General features: G+C 61.6%; 12 protein-coding genes and 1 riboswitch. Of the genes, 2 read left to right on the forward strand and 10 right to left on the reverse strand.

Annotated features, from left to right (window positions below):
• Positions 1-109 precede the first annotated feature (109 nt).
• The 8 genes from acsB to G4C92_RS03340 form a co-directional block, all read right to left on the reverse strand.
• Positions 110-2248, reverse strand: a complete 2139-nt coding sequence (acsB, locus tag G4C92_RS03305) for an acetyl-CoA decarbonylase/synthase complex subunit alpha/beta (RefSeq protein WP_274941179.1) — start codon at positions 2246-2248, stop codon at positions 110-112.
• Positions 2245-3024 (reverse strand): ATP-binding protein, encoded by a 780-nt coding sequence (locus G4C92_RS03310; protein WP_274941180.1) that lies wholly within the window; start codon positions 3022-3024, stop codon positions 2245-2247. Before G4C92_RS03310 ends, acsB begins: the two co-directional genes overlap by 4 nt.
• Before the next feature lie 116 nt (positions 3025-3140).
• On the reverse strand, positions 3141-5030 hold the full coding sequence (cooS, locus tag G4C92_RS03315) for an anaerobic carbon-monoxide dehydrogenase catalytic subunit (RefSeq protein WP_274941181.1): 1890 nt from the start codon (positions 5028-5030) through the stop codon (positions 3141-3143).
• A 229-nt stretch (positions 5031-5259) separates the two neighbouring features.
• The gene (locus G4C92_RS03320) at positions 5260-5946 is read right to left on the reverse strand and encodes a DUF1638 domain-containing protein (protein WP_274941182.1); all 687 of its coding nucleotides are present in this window, start codon (positions 5944-5946) and stop codon (positions 5260-5262) included.
• Complete coding sequence (locus G4C92_RS03325; protein ID WP_274941183.1) at positions 5930-6130, reverse strand: (2Fe-2S)-binding protein; 201 nt, start codon at positions 6128-6130, stop codon at positions 5930-5932. The genes G4C92_RS03320 and G4C92_RS03325 overlap by 17 nt, the downstream gene beginning before the upstream one ends.
• A 239-nt stretch (positions 6131-6369) precedes the next feature.
• Positions 6370-6573 (reverse strand): hypothetical protein, encoded by a 204-nt coding sequence (locus G4C92_RS03330; RefSeq protein ID WP_274941184.1) that lies wholly within the window; start codon positions 6571-6573, stop codon positions 6370-6372.
• Positions 6574-6674: 101 nt separating this feature from the next.
• The gene (gene acsV, locus G4C92_RS03335) at positions 6675-8612 is read right to left on the reverse strand and encodes a corrinoid activation/regeneration protein AcsV (protein ID WP_274941185.1); all 1938 of its coding nucleotides are present in this window, start codon (positions 8610-8612) and stop codon (positions 6675-6677) included.
• A gap of 515 nt (positions 8613-9127) precedes the next feature.
• Positions 9128-9312, reverse strand: a riboswitch (cobalamin riboswitch).
• 114 nt (positions 9313-9426) lie between these two features.
• Positions 9427-10317 carry a ribokinase gene (locus tag G4C92_RS03340; protein ID WP_274941186.1) on the reverse strand — a complete coding sequence of 297 codons (891 nt, stop codon included), beginning with the start codon at positions 10315-10317 and terminating at the stop codon, positions 9427-9429.
• Between the two features lie 235 nt (positions 10318-10552).
• On the opposite strand from G4C92_RS03340, the gene G4C92_RS03345 reads away from it, so the two are divergent.
• Both G4C92_RS03345 and G4C92_RS03350 read left to right on the forward strand, forming a co-directional pair.
• Positions 10553-11368, forward strand: a complete 816-nt coding sequence (locus tag G4C92_RS03345; protein ID WP_274941187.1) for an FAD binding domain-containing protein — start codon at positions 10553-10555, stop codon at positions 11366-11368.
• Positions 11365-14244, forward strand: coding sequence for a molybdopterin-dependent oxidoreductase Mo/Fe-S-binding subunit (locus G4C92_RS03350; RefSeq protein WP_274941188.1), 2880 nt, complete (start codon positions 11365-11367; stop codon positions 14242-14244). The genes G4C92_RS03345 and G4C92_RS03350 overlap by 4 nt, the downstream gene beginning before the upstream one ends.
• 127 nt (positions 14245-14371) lie before the next feature.
• Here G4C92_RS03350 and G4C92_RS03355 read toward each other — a convergent pair whose 3' ends face one another.
• Both G4C92_RS03355 and G4C92_RS03360 read right to left on the reverse strand, forming a co-directional pair.
• Positions 14372-15010, reverse strand: coding sequence for a dihydroxyacetone kinase family protein (locus G4C92_RS03355; RefSeq protein ID WP_408611766.1), 639 nt, complete (start codon positions 15008-15010; stop codon positions 14372-14374).
• Positions 15011-15063: 53 nt separating this feature from the next.
• Entirely contained in the window at positions 15064-16056 is a 993-nt protein-coding gene (locus tag G4C92_RS03360) for a dihydroxyacetone kinase subunit DhaK (protein ID WP_274941190.1), read from the reverse strand.

Genomic DNA, 16056 nt, shown 5'->3' on the forward strand with positions numbered 1-16056 from the left:
ACTACTTATGACGCAATGACTCAAGTCGGAAAAGGGCAGAAATCAATAGCGCGCCACTGATTTCTGCCCAGTCAAAACACTCATTCCGCCGGATGTCACGGGGATCCGGTTACATCATCGGCTCCATCCCGAGCGCCGGGTGTCCCTTCTCCGTCAGGAATTCAACCAGCTTCTCCGGATCATCCTCGGTCACAGTCTCATCCGCGATCATATCTGTGAAATTCTCGATTCCGTAAAGATCCTTCGCGGTCTCGTTCAGCTTGTCGGCCACCTGATCCTTGAGGTCCTTCGGCATCCAGACAATCCGCCCGATGCCGCCCTCGGCCTTCATGAACTTCTTGGACGGGATGAAATGCTTCCCGTGGCCCATAAAGCCCGGCGTCTGCACACCGCCGCCCGTCATGGACGCCATCTCCGAGAAGGTCATGCCCAGCGGAGTCGAACCGGTATGCTCACGGTTGACGATGACGACGCCGTTGGAGAACGGCTCGATGCCGCAGATGCATTCGAAGCAGCCGCAGGAAGTCATCGGGTCCTTCATAATCGAGTACAGCGCCACGTTGTCCAGCGCGCCCTGAGAATATTTGCGGACGGCCTCGTTGACCTCTTCCCAGCGTCCCTCGTTCTCGTCGATCACATGCTCCTTCGGGACTTCCTGGCAAGGTCCGGCCGGATCCAGTTCGTGGCTGGCCTTCGCGTCAAGCCAGGAAACCGCACCGCACAGTCCGAGGCGCTCCGGCGTCACGATGCAGACATGGCTCGGGGAGAACGCCTGGCACATGATGCAGGTGTAGAATTTGTCAACCGTCTCGTCCGTCATCGAGGAGAGACGCTCGTCTCTTCTGTCGAAGGTGGGAACCGCGATCTCCTCGCGGATCCGCTTCGCCTCGGCCGGGTCCGTCACGATCGTGACCGCCACCTTGTCGATGACCTTGTCGTAATCACTCTTCAGCTTCGCGTAGATGACCTCCGCCAGGTCCCTGAGGCGGAAGCCCGCGCTGTAGGTCTCCTTGTTGATCCGGATCCGGATCAGGTCGCGCTGTCCGGTATGCATGACGCCGGAAATGCAGTTCACATAGCTGTGGAACTTCCGCTCGAAGACGGACTCGAAATCGGACTGCATGTTCTTTCCGGCGACGTCCGCGATGATCGCGAAATCCACCTTGCTGCCGGCCTCGAACTTGTCGATGTCGTCGCCGATCAGCGTGAACTTGTGATCCTCGACCTCGCTCATCTCACGGCCGCGCACCAGCTCAAGGCCGGTTTTTCTGGATCCGTCGAACTCGATCTGCATATCGCCGCGGCGGACGATCTCGCCCTCGAACGCGGTGGAGTACGGAACCGGAATATCGACCTTCGTGATCTTGATCTTGATGTCGCGCGCCTCCAGTGACGTGGCGTTGAAGTCGTCCACGTTCTCCTGGATGATGAGGCTCTTCGGGATGCGGAACATCTGGTTCGTCTCGTTCGTGATCACCGGGAAGCCGAGCTTGATCGCGCCGGCCGCCGCGGCGACTTCCACGTCGTCCACCGGAGCGAAGGCGTTGACGAACGCCTTGATGCGGTCCATCGTGTAGCGGCACATGCCCTCCGCATCGCCCGGCGTCTGGTTGCCGAAGATAATCGCCGCGCGAAGTGCCACGCTGATGACATGAGCCACGGCGGAGACGTCATGGCCGAGCGCCACGCAGCGGACATTGGCGCCCAGCTTGACGCCCTGCTCCACGCACTGGTCGATGCAGCCGCCCACCAGCGTGACGAAGATGCCTTCCGACTGGTACTCCTGCACCAGCTTCGCGCACTGCTCCGCCGTAGGCGCCGCGCCGAGGATCACCGCGATGCCGGGAATGTCGCCCGTCACGAGCGGGACGCCGAGCTCACGGATCTGGGCGTCCGTGAAATGCCCCTGCACCGGAGCCTGATAGGGTGACTCCTCGGAAACGGTGTACTTCACCGCCTCGATCATCTCAGCCGCGAGAGCTGTTCCGACGCCGGACGTGAAAATGTCCTTCGTCCGCTTCTCTCTCGTCATCAGGCTCTTCACCGTGCCCTCCAGCGCTTCCTTCATTTCGCCCAGCGTGCTGACCTTGACACCGGTCACCGCATAGTAGCAGGGAAGGCTGTAAGCCGTATCCAGTTTGATCGCCGCATCCGCGCCGGCCTTCGCGATCGCGTCATCGATCACGCCCTGCGCCGCTGCATACACCCCGTCGCTGCCGGCAAATACGCGCTCAAATAATGTACTCATATATTTTCTTTCTCCTTCGCATCCATAATGGCCTTGATGAGTCTGACTTCCTCAACCGTGTGCCTGCTGTAATCGTACGGAGACGCCTCGTTCCGGTCCGCGTCGATCACGTCCGGGTCGTAATGGATCAGGCCGAGCAGATGCTCAGCCGGGATGTGGGATCGGATGAACGCTTCATCCTTCTCATCCCTCACCTTGTTGGCGACCACATTCACGTTCCGGATCCCGAGGTCCGCCGCCAGCCGCTTCACGTTGCCGTAGGTCTGGACACTCCGGGCGCCCGGCTCGACGACGACGATGAACTGATCCATCATACCCGCCGTTCCGCGGCCCAGGTGCTCAAGGCCCGCCTCCATATCCATCACCACCACGTCGTCCTTCCGGAAGACGAGGGACTCCATGATCGCCTTCAGCATCACGTGCTCAGGGCAGACGCAGCCGCTGCCGCCGGTCTCCACCGTGCCCATGACGAGAAGCTTCACACCGTTGATATCTCTGGAATACTTGTCCGGGATGTCGCTGACCTGCGGATTCATCTTGAAGAAACGGTTGAGCCGGTTGGCTCCTGTCCTCTCCTCCACCAGATCCCGCATCTTGGAGATCGGAACGATGGAGGAGACCTCCTCCTCCGTCAGTCCCAGCGCCAGTCCCAGGTTGGAATCCGGGTCGACGTCAGCCGCCAGCACGCTTCGTCCCTCGTCCGCGTACAGTCTCGCGAGGATCGCCGCGAAGGTCGTCTTTCCGACGCCGCCCTTTCCTGTCACTGCAACTTTCATATAAAATCAGTTCCTTCTCAATCTCTTCGCTCACGGAAGAAGCGCCCGCGCCGCACCGGCGCAGGCCGTCCGGTCGGAAGAGACGCGCTGCGTCTCCCGTCCGGGGCGCGCCGGGATCAAATTCCCAGCGCCGCTCTCTTCTCCTCGATCCGGGCGATCATCGCGTCGCCCAGCTTGTCGATATCCTTCTCCACGGTGTAGTTCGCTTCCAGCCACTTCTTTGTGCCGGACTCACCGCAGAGCAGCTCTGTCATCTCGGAGGAGCCGCCCACCTGCGGGTCCACGCCGAGGAAGGTATCGATGCCGGTCGCCACGACGTAGTTCCCGATGGAGACCGCCTTCTCGCTCATCCACTCCGGCGCACAGCCGACCAGCGGGAGCTGGGAGATGTTGAGACCGGAATCCTTCGCCAGATCGGACGCCAGCACCATCATACGGGAGATGTCGACGCAGGAGCCCATATGCAGGATCGGCGGGATGTCAGCCAGCTCGCAGACGCGCTTCAGGCCTTCTCCGCAGAACTGCTTCGCCTCCTTGTCCATCAGCCCGACGCGGGCCGCCGCCTGGGCGGAACATCCGGAAACGATCACGATGATGTCGTTGGCGATCAGCTTCTTCATCAGCTCCACATGGCCGTGGTCCGGGCGGACCTTCGGGTTGTTGCAGCCGACCATTGCCACCGCGCCGCGGATGACGCCGGAGGTGATGCAGTCCAGCAGCGGCTTCGTGGTGCCGGTCACGTCCACATGGGAGTTGGTGACGCCGTCCAGCACCTTGACGATGGCCTCGGTGGAGTAGCCCACGGTCGCCTTCGACTTCAGCTGCGGGATATTGACCAGTTCCGGTTTGCGGTTCTTATAGTTCTCGCAGGCCATGCGGATGATGGCCTTGGCGTTCTCGGTTGCATTTTCCGGAGAGAAGTGGATGAATTCGCTGTCCGGCATTCTCGCGATCTCCGAAGTCGTGACGAACTTCGTGTGGAAGCACTTCGACAGCGGTCCGAGAGCCGGGAAAATGCACTGCACATCCACCACGATCACCTCGCAGGCTCCGGTGAGGACCACATTTTCCTGCTGCAGGAAATTGCCGGCCATCGGAATGCCCTGACGCATCGCGACCTCGTTGGAGGTGCAGCAGACGCCGCAGATGTTGATGCCCTTCGCGCCGTTCGCCTTGGCGAGCGCGGCCATCTCCGGATCCTTCGCGTAGAAGACGATCATCTCGGAGAGGGACGGATCATGGCCGTGCACCACGATGTTGACCATATCCTTCTCCATCACGCCGAGGTTCGCGGTGGTATCCACCGGCTTCGGTGTCCCGAAGAGGACGTCCGAGAACTCCGTGCCGCACATCGAGCCGCCCCAGCCGTCGGAAAGACCGCATCTCATCGACTGCTTCACCAGCGCCTCCGGCAGCGAGGAACATCCCATATGCGTCATATGCAGCGCCGTCGCGACCTCGCGGTCGATGGCTCTCGGCTCCACCTCAGCGTCATGCCAGAGCTTCTGCGTATGCTCGGGCGCGCGGCTCAGCCACCGCTGGACGCCGAACGGCTTGCCGTACTCGAGCAGCGCCAGCTCCGCGACCTCATGCGCCAGATCGTAGATATCCTTGCCTTCCGTCTCGACGCCCCACTCCTTCGCGATCCGGATCAGCTTGTCCGGGTCCTTGACCGTGTACGGGCCTTCCTTCTTCGCCTGATAAAGCGTGTGGCAGATGGAACGGCCGTGATCGGAATGGGTCGCGCTGCCGCCCGCCGTGAAATTCAGGAAGTTCCGGCCGACGATGCCGTGCACGTCGCAGCCGCAGATGCCCCGCGGCGCCTTCGGCGTGATCCGGCAGGGTCCCATTGAGCAGAATTTGCAGCAGATGCCCTTCTCCCCGAAGCCGCAGTGGGGTGTCTGATTCTTCACCCGCTGCTGCCAGGAATCCGCGCCGACTTTCCTTCCGGTCTCCAGAAGCTGTTCAGTAGCGGCATCCATTGTCTCAAAGCTGATTAACTCCATAGCATCCTCCTGTTGATCTATGATAACTGAATCCCTGAGCCGGCGTGGCCGGCCGCATCAGTCGTCTCGCACCCCGCGCCGTACGGGGCCGGACCGCTGTGCTGAGCTTGATTCACGCGCAGACCATCCCCCCTGGGAGGATCAGCGTACGTAATGTCAGTGTACCACCGATTGGATGAAAGCACAAAAAAATATCGATATTACATCAGCGATTTCGTGAAAAAATACATCATCCGAAAAAATCCGCGTGCCGGATCATCTGCCCCGGCTCCGCGACCACGAACTGACCGTCCCAGCGGCCGGAAACCAGCTTCTCGAGCATGCGGTTGCTTCCCTCCGCATACCCCAGTCCGGCGCCGATGCGGTCTGCATTCTCCTGGGCCAGCTCCACATAGCGCTCGTCGTAGCAGTCGGTGAGTCCCGTGTCGATGATGTCCATCCAGTGGTAGTTCCCGAACCAGTACCGGAACAGCGTATCTCGGTCCATCCCCTCGTACTCCGGTCCCAGCGTTCCCGGATCACGGAGGAGTCTGAGCGCCGAAAACTGCTCCGGGTCCGGCTCGTAGAGATAAAGATGGCCCGGCTCCTTGAGATTCGGCTCCGTCTCGTCTCCCTTGTGAAGCAGGATGGAAATGCAGTCATCGGCCCTCGGGACCACGATGCGCCGTTCAAAGACCGCATGATCCCACGCGCCCCCGCAGAAGCCCATCCCCACAAGCACGGTCCGGAACCGCGCCGGAAGCGCCCGGATCACGTCCCCGACCGTCCGCTTCATCCGCTCCGGCTCCGCGTGCAGATTCCGGTCAACGACATGAACCTGAAAGTGCGTTCCTCCCTTCTTCTGCGCCGCCCGGACAAAATACTCCAGCGAGCTGCAGGTCACGACGCAGGTATCCGACTCATCTCCGATAGGCATCCGGGTCATCCCTCACATCCTGTATAAGAAATTCGATCGGCACGCGGCACCGGTCGCAGCCCCTGCCCGCGCCGGTGGCCTCCGCCACATCCACAAAGTTCATCGCGCCTCCGAGCACCGCGTCGATCACCTCTCCCCGGGTGATATGTCCGCACTCGCAGATCACGGCGTCACGATCCTCCATTTCCTTCCGTCCTCTCCATCCTTCATTCGCCCGGACCGCTCCGGCCCGATATCCGCTCCTACGCCCGGAATCAATCCGGCTCTCCCTGCTCCGTATCCCTTCTTTCCGGCAGCCGTCCCGTCTTACGCGGCGTTCTTTCATGCCGGCTGGCTGAAGCAGCGGAAAGACATCTTCCCCTGACACAGCGGCGTCCCGCCTGCCGGATGCAGGCGGGACGCCGTCACGGCCCTCGCGCAAGCTCAGGCCTTCTTCTTTTCCATCTTGTTCATGCCGGGATCGATCTGCTCCTCCGCCTTGAAGACGTAGCCGCACTCGCAGGTCACGTCCTCGATGATCCTTCCCTTCTTCGTGAACACCTCGACCTCACGGCCGCACTTCGGGCAGACGCGATCCTCCGGGATCGGCGTCATCGTCTGGGCTTCGCATCCATCCAGTACACTCATGTTTTCTGCCTCCTTTTTATATTGGCGCGCCGGACCGGACCCGTCCGGTCCGGTGCGTTATGCACGTTGCTCTCCGGGGCGGCTTCCGCCCCGTTCTCCTCTCAGCCTCTCTCCGCGGCAACGGACGGGAACAGGGAAAGATCCGTATGTGGAATGAAACAGGCCGCCACGAAGTGATCCATATAGCCCGGGTAGGTCGACAGCTCCAGATACGTCATATTGCCGGCGATCGCCTCGACCTTGTCCGCGGCCCGGTCCGAAATCGCCATCGCGTAGGCGCCGGCCAGCGACGAGTTGCCGATATAGCGGAATTTCGAGCGGTCCACGTCCGGGAACATCCCGATCCGCACCGCGTTGTTCATGTTGATGCCGCTGCCGATGCCGCCGGCCACGAAGATCCGGTCGATCACATCCGGCTTCATGTCAAGCGTCCCCAGCATCGTGTCAATGGCCGAGTAGATCGCGCCCTTCGCCCGTATGAAGGATTCGATATCCACCTCCGTGATCGAGATTTCCCGTCCCGTCTCCGTCTCTTCCTTCCATGCGAGCACATAGCGTCCCGTTCCGTGTTCGTCGCGGATCACGCGCCGGCCGTCCCGGACGTACTGTCCTCTCGAATCGATGATGCCCGTGCGGAAGAGCTCCGCGATGACGTCGATGATGCCGCTGCCGCAGATCCCCACCGGTTTCTGGCCCGGATCGCCCACGATCCGGGTTGAAGGTTCCATCGTGTCCCCGTCGATCGTCACCGCCTCGATGGCACCGTCGGTGGCCCGCATGCCGCAGGAGATGTCGCCGCCCTCAAACGCCGGTCCGGCGGAGCAGGCGCAGCTCATCAGGAACTCCCGGTTGCCGAAGACGATCTCGCCGTTGGTCCCGAGATCGATGAACAGCGAGTAGCTGTCCATGTTCCAGATCATACTGGCCATCGTCCCCGCCGTGATGTCTCCGCCGACATAGGATCCGATGTTCGGCGCGAGTTTCACCCATGCGTCCGGATTGATGTTCGGGATCAGACTGGCCGCCCGGAACGCCGGCAGACGGAAGAAGGACGGAATATACGGCTCTCTCCGGATCGGATCCGCGTACACGCCCATCAGCAGATGGTTCATCGTCGTGTTGCCCGCAACGGTCATCCGCACGACCTGCCCCTTCTTCACGCCGGCCTGCTTCATCATCAGACCGAGGAGCGGCATCAGCGTCTCCCGTACGATCGCCTGCTGCAGCTTCTTCACGCCGCCCGGGCGGTCCTGCTCGATGATCCGGTTGATAACGTCCGCACCGTAGCGGATCTGTCCGTTTCCGGCCGACGCCTTCGCGAGGATGCGGCCGTCCTTCAGGTCCGCCAGCACGCCGGCGACCGTAGTGGTTCCGATGTCGATCGCGGCGCAGCAGACCGGTACCTCCGTATCCGACGGCACAACATTGAGCACAAGGATTCCTCTGTCCGTTTTCTCATAAATCACCGCAGCTCGGAAATGATTGGCGCGAAGCGACCGGGCCATCACGCTCATCGCGTAAAACCCGATCTCCACGTTTTCGCATCCTGTGGCTTCCGTGACCGCCTTCTCAAGCCGCTCGTTGTCCGGCATCGTGTCCTCGAGCGTCGGTTCCGGCATCGAGACGACAATGCAGCCGTAGGGATGGGAGATCCCGAGATCAACGCCGCGCATCTGCTCTTCCAGTTCTTTGAAAATCCGGATCTCCTTTTCATCCGAAAGATCCGCCGTTTTGATCCGGCTCCGGTAAGCAGACGCGATATCCGGCACAAGCACCATCACGTCACTGTCCGTGAGGCGGGAGGAGCAGGCAAGCCGCCATCCGTCCTCGTATTCCTCGTCGCTCAGGTGACGTGTCTGTACGCTGTCGAGTTCGCCGCTGAGGAGTTTCACGCGGCATTTCCCGCAGGATCCGTTGCCGCCGCAGGGCGCGTCGATTGCGATGTTCGCTCCCTGCGCCACTTCCAGCAGATTGCTGCCCCTGCCGGCTGATACGGTGACATCACTGCCTTTCTCAATCTTAAAAGTAACCTCTGGCATCCTGATCTAAAGCCTCCGTTTCTGGTCGATATCTCTATTTTAGCGCATCGGGCGCAGGAAAGATACACTCGTTTGCTACGAGCCACGCGCCCTGCGGAAGGGGAGGCCGCGTGCGCTCGCGCAGACGCGGCCTCCCCTTCCGCAGGGCATGCGGCGACAGCCGCGGTTGAGGGCCTGCACAGCAGGCCCGAACTCGTAGCTCGTGCAAACGCACGAACGGCGGCAGGAGTCCAGGCCTGCCGCCGTCCGTTCAAGAGGAATGCTGCTGTATCCGCCGGCGGATCCTGTTTCGTCCGTCCGGCGACTCTCATCAGTCCAGAAAAAATTCCGGTCCGACCGAGCCGTTCTGATCGAAGCCTCCGCAAAAGACAGAAAAAGGCTTCGCTGCCGCGGGCAGCGAAGCCGGTTGCGCATACAGACCGACAGATAAGCAAGCGGAACGTCTCTTCCGCCTTATCTCCGGACGAATGATTCGCATGCAGCCAGTTGCTCGTGGCTCCGAGCGGAACGCTTCCGCTCTGCGTATACGCAGGGCAGGTCTCCTGACTTGCGGATCACCGCCTCCGCGCGCCTTCCCGGTTTCCCAGTGGCTTCCGCGCGGACACTTCCCGCTCACAGTGACGAGTTCGCACAGGACTTTCACCTGTTTCCCTTTTCACCGGAACACTTCCGCTCCGGCACCTTGCGTTTCTGTCTTCGAAAACTATAACACACGTTTCCGCAGTCTGCAACCCCGACTGCCGCGCCGCGCGTCTTATTCGGAACGCACGGCCGGCCTTCCGCACAGACGAACCGGGATGCGTGCTCCGCTCTCTCAGTGCAGATCTGCCTCCCGCACCTCCTCAAGCGACGGAATCGACGGCGCGGCTCCGTTGCGGGAAACCGAGATTGCGGACGCCTTCGACGCCAGCTCCATGCACTCCTTCACAGGCCGGCCCGCGAAGAAGGAGCTCACGAAGTAGCCGGTAAACGTGTCCCCGGCCGCCGTGGTGTCGACGGCATGAACATGGAAGATCGACTGCCGTACGGTCTGCCCGTGCCCGCTGAAGACCGATCCGGCCGACCCCAGCGTGAGCACCACGTCCGCGTCCGGATAGCGCTCCGCCATCGTCCGGAGAATCGCATCCGGGTCGCCGGCTCCGGCAATCTGCATGCCTTCCACCTCATTGATCAGGAAAAGGCTCACCTTCGAGAGATCGCAGGATGCGATATGTCCGTCATACGGAGACGGATTCATCACGATTTTCATACCGATCCCGAAAGCCCGGTCGATGATGTGCGGAAGGGCGCTGATCTCGTTCTGCAGCACCAGCACGTCGCCTTCGGAGAAATGCGCCAGCGTCTCGTCCGCCAGCTCGTCCGTGATCATCCGGTTCGTTCCGCCGGAGAGCAGAATGCTGTTCTGACCGTTCCGGTCCACCTGAATGATCGTATGCCCGGTCCGCGCAACCGGGTCGGTCTTCAGATAGTCCGTATGCACGCCGCTGTCCTCAAGAAGCGTCCTCAGCATACCGCCGTCTCCGCCGATCAGCCCGGCATGCCAGACCGGTGCGCCGGCCCTCGCCAGCGCCACGGACTGATTCAGCCCCTTTCCTCCTGCGAACAGGCGGATGTCGTCCGCCAGCTCCGTCTCACCGGGAAGAATGATATGATCGACATGATATACATAGTCCAGATTCAGGGATCCGAAATCCAGAATTTTCATCAGGCTGTCCTGTCCTTTCCGCCTCTGCGCCTCGCGCCTGCAGGCTCTCATTTCTATCCATTCTACCAGAAATCATCCCGAATAACACGCTCATTTATCGTCACATTCTACAATTTTTCCGGATCCGGAACAGCATTTTTGCAGAAGATCTGTCTGATTCCTGAAAATATGGAAGGCCGATGCTATAATCATGGTATCCAGTGAAATTCGAATCAAAGAAACGAGGTGACGCATCATGATCGAACGCATCATCCATACGGGAACGCCGGAGGAAGCCCGTGCCGCAGCCGGCGCAGGGACCGCCTATCTTGCCGGCGGAACCGAGATCAACCGGCTCGGCTCCTCTGTCTGCGCCGACACGCTGATCGATCTCCGCCATCTGACGGAGCTCAAGCGGATTGCAGCCGAAAAAGACGGCGTCCGGATCGGAGCGCTGGCCGTCTTTCAGGACGTTCTTGAGCACCCTCTTACGCCTGACTGGTTCCGCGAGTCCGTTTCCTTTATGGCTTCCCGCACGAAACGGAATATGGCGACCATCGGCGGAAATCTCGCGCTCCGGCGGGACGACTCCTACCTGATGCCCGCCCTGATGGCGGCCGGCGCGCGGATCACGCTGCTCGGGCCTGACGGGATCCGTGAGACGGACGCCGCGGCCTTTGCCGGCGAAGACCGCACCGGGGATCTGATTCTCTCCGTCCTGCTGCCGTCCGGTGCCGCCGTCCGTCAGAAACGGTACGCCAACACGGCGGAAAGCCATGCTTATCTCACGGTCGCCGCAGCGGAAACCACCGACGGGATTCATCTGGCCGCAGGGATTCGCGGGACGGGGCTCCGCATGCTGGACGGGATTGCCGGCGCGATCCGGCGCGGCGGCGGCAGCGTCACGGACGAATCGCTCACGGAACAGATCCGCGCGGACGAATCGCTTCCGGTTCAGGACGATTTCTCCTGCAGCGCCGCCTACAAGACCTATCTGCTGGCAGTGACGTGCCGGGATCTTCTCCGCGTCCTGCCTTCCTCATCAGAAGAAAAAGGAGGTGATCCGACATGACGATCCAGTGCATCCTCAACGGCCGCAGCCGGAGTTTTGACGTAAAGCCGTCCATGAAGCTCCGTGAGCTTCTGGTGTCCGACGGTCATCTTTCCGTCCGCGACAGCGACGACAGCGAAGGTTTCTGCGGCAGCGACACCGTTCTGGTGGACGGCGTCCCCGTGTACGCAAACCTGATGCTCGCCTTCGAGGCGGACGGATGCGAAATCCGCACGCCGGACGGGCTGGCGGACGCCGCCCATCTCACCGTGGTGCAGCAGGCCATGATTGACGCCGGCGTGGTGCAGAGCGCCTACAACGCCCCGGCCGCGGCCCTGCTCCTCACCTGGCTGCTCGAGCAGCATCCCCATCCGACCCGGGAGGAGATCCGCGACGCGCTGTCCGGGATCTTTATCCGCGACGCCGGCTATGAGCACTACTATCTCGCCGTCCGTCTCGCGGAAGAGCGAATCGAAACCGGCGCCTACCAGAGCGAAATCGCGCCGTCCTTCCGTCCGTCGCTTCACTGTATCGGAAAACCCTCCGGAAAGATCGACGGCCCCCAGCTCGTATCCGGAGAACGCGCCTTTGTCGAAGACTACGTGACGCCGGACTCCTGCTGCCTGGTCGTCCTCCGCTCGCCTCACGCCAGCGCCTACATCAACCGGATCGACACCTCCGAGGCGGAGAAACTTCCCGGCGTCATCCGCATCATCACGGCCTTCAACTGCCCGGACGTCTACTACATGCAGGCCGGACAGGGCGAACCGGAGCCGTCGCCTCATGACCGCCGGCTTTTCAATATGAAGGTACGGCATGTGGGGGACCGCGTAGCCGCGGTGATCGCCGAGACGAGGGAGATCGCCGAGAAGGCCCGGGACCTGATCCGGGTCGACTACGACGTGCAGCCGGCCGTCTTCACCGTAGAGGAAGCGATGGCGGACGGCGCACCGCTGGTCCACAACGGCCCGGTCTTCTATAACGCGGGGGCCCCGTCGGATCTGGACGAATACAACCGGCGGGCCGGCGACAGCCGGGAAGGCAAGGTGATCTACCAGTTCCCGCTGGGCGCCGACATCCGCCGGAATATCGCGGCCTCCAACAGCGGAGGCATCGGCGATGTCGACAAAGCCTTCGCGGAGGCCGACGCGGTGGTGGACCGCACGTACCAGACGAGCCAGATCCAGCATACGCCGCTGGAGCCACACGTCTGCTTCGCAAAAATGGAGGGCGGGCGGCTGATCCTCTACGCTTCCACCCAGGTGCCGTACCATGTCCGGAGGATCTGCGCGAAAGTCACCGGCCTCCCGGAGAACCGGATCCACGTCATCAAGACCCGCGTCGGCGGTGGTTACGGCTCCAAGCAGGATATCCTCGTGGAGGATCTGACCGCCTACGCCTCCTTCATCACCGGACGCCCGGTCTACTACCGGAATACGCGAAAGGAGGAGTTCATCGCCAACTCCACCCGTCATCCGATGCGTGTCCGCGTGAAGATGGCCGGGAAAAAGGACGGTTCCATCACGGCGATCTATATGGAAGTCCGCGCGAATACCGGCCCCTACGGCAACCACTGCCTGACTGTGCCGATGAACAGCTGCTCGAAGACGCTGCCGCTCTTCAAATGCCCGAACATGCGGTACGATCTGAAGGTCTACTACACCAACACGCCGCCGGCCGGCGCCTATCAGGGCTACGGAACGCCGAAGGGTACCTACGGCATCATGATGGCGATGGCGGAGCTGGCGGACGCGCTGGGCTGCGACTATAAGGAGATGGTGCTCAAAAACCATGTCGAGAAGGGCTATATGCTGGAGATCCTCAAGGGACTCGGCGAAGGACGCGAGGGCAGCGTGGTCCCGGTCGGCTCCTGCGGTCTGCGTCAGGCGATCACGAAGGGCTGCGAGATGATCGGATGGGGCCGTCGGGAGACGTCCGCGGATCCCGACATCCGCATCGGCAAAGGCTTCGCCATGATCATGCAGGGAAGCGGTCTTCCCGGGCTGGATCACGCCGAGGCCATCGCGAAGCTGGAGACCGACGGGTCCGTGATCCTGAACAGCGGCGGAGCGGATATCGGAACCGGGCTTGACACCATCTCCGCGAAGATCGCAAGCGAGGTGCTCTGCCTTCCGATGGACCGCATCACCGTCGTCTCCGGAGACACCGATTCCTGCGCCTTCGATACCGGCGCGTACGCGTCATCCGGCACCTTCTTCAGCGGAAATGCATCCCTTGACGCCGTACGGAAGCTGAAAGAAGCTATGCTGACCGAGGCCGGGCTGCAGATGAACGAGGATCCCTCCGATCTGGAGCTCAGGACGCCGGGCGAGGTCCGGTCGAAGAAAACCGGACGGACGCTCAGCTACTACGAGCTCTCTCATACGGCCTGCGCCGGGGACGGCCGGGGCCAGATGATCGCGCACGGTTCCTTCGTGACGACCGCCTCCTCCGTGCCCTACGGCGCTCATTTCGCCCAGGTCGCCGTGAATGTGCGCACAGGCGAGATTCATCTGCAGAAATTCTACGCCGTTCAGGACGCCGGCACGCCGATCAATCCGGAGCTGGCACTCTGCCAGATGTACGGAGCCGCGCTGAAATCCATCGGCCATTCTCTATATGAGGGCATGATCCTCGACAACGACGGCGTCTGCCTCAACGCGAACATGACGGACTACGGCGTCCCGATGATCTTCGAGCAGCCGGACGATTTCCGGGCCGTGCTGATCGACGTGGACGATCCCTACGGACCGTTCGGCGCAAAGTCGATTTCCGAGATCGCCTGCAACGGAGCCGCGCCGGCCATCGGCATCGCGATCCACGACGCCTGCGGCGTCTGGCTCCGCAGCTGGCCGATGACCCCGGAAAAGCTGCTCCGGGCGCTGGGCCGAATCTGAAAGCCAAAGTACGGAAGGGAGCCGCCGCATCAGACGATGCGGCGGCTCCCTTCCGTTTTGCAGACTGCATAAGTCCGATTGCCCGGCGGGCCGTCCAAGCCCGCCGGACGGACATCATGCCCCCCATTCAGGCGAGGATATACCGTGCAAGACCCTCGATCAGGCAGCGGCCCGCCACCGCGCCCTGGTCTTCCGTCCCCTTCGCCTTCGCGGCGAACACCGCCGCCTTTCCGTACTTCGGAACCATCTCTTTCGTGGCCGCCACACCCGCGTTCGCGCCGTCAAGCGCAGCGGAGATCACATCCCCGAGGCTTCCGCCGGCCTCCGCCTTCTCCTTAGCCCGGTCTCCTGCAGGTTTCATAGCGTCATAGATGGTCCGGTCGCCCGGCTGACATTTCCCCCGTTTCTGGAGTCCCTCCGCGAATGCAATAAGGAACACAGCCATCTCCGGCGCGCCGATTGCCGTTTTTCCGTTCAATGCCTTTCCGCCGCTCATAATGCCGCTGGACATCAGCGTGCCCATGGTGGACGGCACCACGCCGGACATCTTCATCCCGGCCTTCATCAGCGTCTTTCCGATGTTCGACGGATCCGTCTGGTCGCGGATCAGCTGAGGCAGCGCGCCATATCCCTTGCTCATCGTAAGCCCCAGATCCCCGTCGCCCATCCGCGCGTCCATCTCGCAGAGAAGCTCCTTCTTCTCCTCAAATTCCCTTGCCACCGACTCGAAAAGAACCGGCAGCGTATCAATCGTGATTTCAGTCACAGCCATTGTTTGTCTCCCGTATCCGGCAGGGAAAAGCATCCCCGCCACCTTTGTCAGATCTGCGTGTAAAACGGCGTATGCACCGGCCGGTCGATCCACTTTCTCATCTCTTCATCCGCTATGCGGCAGAGAGAAATGCTTGCGCCGGCCATCTCCATACTGGTGGCGTACTCTCCGACGAAGGTTCTGTATGTCCTGATGCCTTTCTCATCCAGAAGCTTCCTCACACTGCCGGACAGAATATAGAGTTCTTCCTGACTTGTGGCGCCCAGTCCGTTGATCAGAACACAGACCTCCTCCCCTTCTTTCAGAGGCATGTCGCCGAATATCGTATCAAGGGACTCCTTCGCCAGTTCGTCAGCCGTCTTCAGCGGTCCGTTCCAGACGCCCGGCTCTCCATGGATGCCCATCCCCATCGCCATCTCATTTTCCTTCAGCGTGAAATTCGGATGACCGACCTCGGGAATGATGCAGGGTGTCAGCGCGAAGCCGACGGTCCTTGTATTATCTTTCGCCTTCCGGGCTGCAGCGAGCACAGCATCCAGATCTCCGCCCTCCGCCGCCTTCGCACCGGCGCACTTGTACATGAAGAAAATACCGGCTACTCCGCGTCGCGCCGCAGGATTCGCGTTTGAGCACACATCGTCGGCCCCGACAATGCTCTCCGTGCGGATGTCGTCCATATCAAGCATCTCGGCGGCCATATCGAAGTTCATGATGTCGCCGGTGTAGTTCCCGTAGAGGAAAAGCACGCCCGCACCGCTCTCCACTTCCTTCGCCACATTGTAGATCTGCTCTGCGGAGGGGGACTGGAAGACACCGCCCACGCCGCAGCCGTCCAGCAGGCCGTCCCCGACATAGCCGAGGAAGAGAGGCAGATGGCCCGTCCCGCCGCCGGTGATGATCGCGACCTTGCCGGGTTTCTTCTCCGCGATGCAGTAGCAGCGGAGATCGTCGTTCACGTATTTCACCATCGGATTCGCCGCGTAGATGCCCCGCAGCATATCGTCGGTGTAGTCTTCCGGTCTGTTGATAATCTTTTTCAT

It is taken from the genome of Chordicoccus furentiruminis, assembly GCF_019355395.1.
GTDB classification, from domain to species: Bacteria; Bacillota; Clostridia; order Lachnospirales; family Lachnospiraceae; genus Chordicoccus; species Chordicoccus furentiruminis.

Excerpts from the sequence above, each read along its gene's own strand:
- acsB (WP_274941179.1), bottom strand. The coding sequence starts at position 2,248 with ATGAGTACATTATTTGAGCGCGTATTTGCCGGCAGCGACGGGGTGTAT.
- G4C92_RS03310 (WP_274941180.1), bottom strand. The coding sequence starts at position 3,024 with ATGAAAGTTGCAGTGACAGGAAAGGGCGGCGTCGGAAAGACGACCTTC.
- cooS (WP_274941181.1), bottom strand. The coding sequence starts at position 5,030 with ATGGAGTTAATCAGCTTTGAGACAATGGATGCCGCTACTGAACAGCTT.
- G4C92_RS03320 (WP_274941182.1), bottom strand. The coding sequence starts at position 5,946 with ATGCCTATCGGAGATGAGTCGGATACCTGCGTCGTGACCTGCAGCTCG.
- G4C92_RS03325 (WP_274941183.1), bottom strand. The coding sequence starts at position 6,130 with ATGGAGGATCGTGACGCCGTGATCTGCGAGTGCGGACATATCACCCGG.
- G4C92_RS03330 (WP_274941184.1), bottom strand. The coding sequence starts at position 6,573 with ATGAGTGTACTGGATGGATGCGAAGCCCAGACGATGACGCCGATCCCG.
- acsV (WP_274941185.1), bottom strand. The coding sequence starts at position 8,612 with ATGCCAGAGGTTACTTTTAAGATTGAGAAAGGCAGTGATGTCACCGTA.
- G4C92_RS03340 (WP_274941186.1), bottom strand. The coding sequence starts at position 10,317 with ATGAAAATTCTGGATTTCGGATCCCTGAATCTGGACTATGTATATCAT.
- G4C92_RS03345 (WP_274941187.1), top strand. The coding sequence starts at position 10,553 with ATGATCGAACGCATCATCCATACGGGAACGCCGGAGGAAGCCCGTGCC.
- G4C92_RS03350 (WP_274941188.1), top strand. The coding sequence starts at position 11,365 with ATGACGATCCAGTGCATCCTCAACGGCCGCAGCCGGAGTTTTGACGTA.
- G4C92_RS03360 (WP_274941190.1), bottom strand. The coding sequence starts at position 16,056 with ATGAAAAAGATTATCAACAGACCGGAAGACTACACCGACGATATGCTG.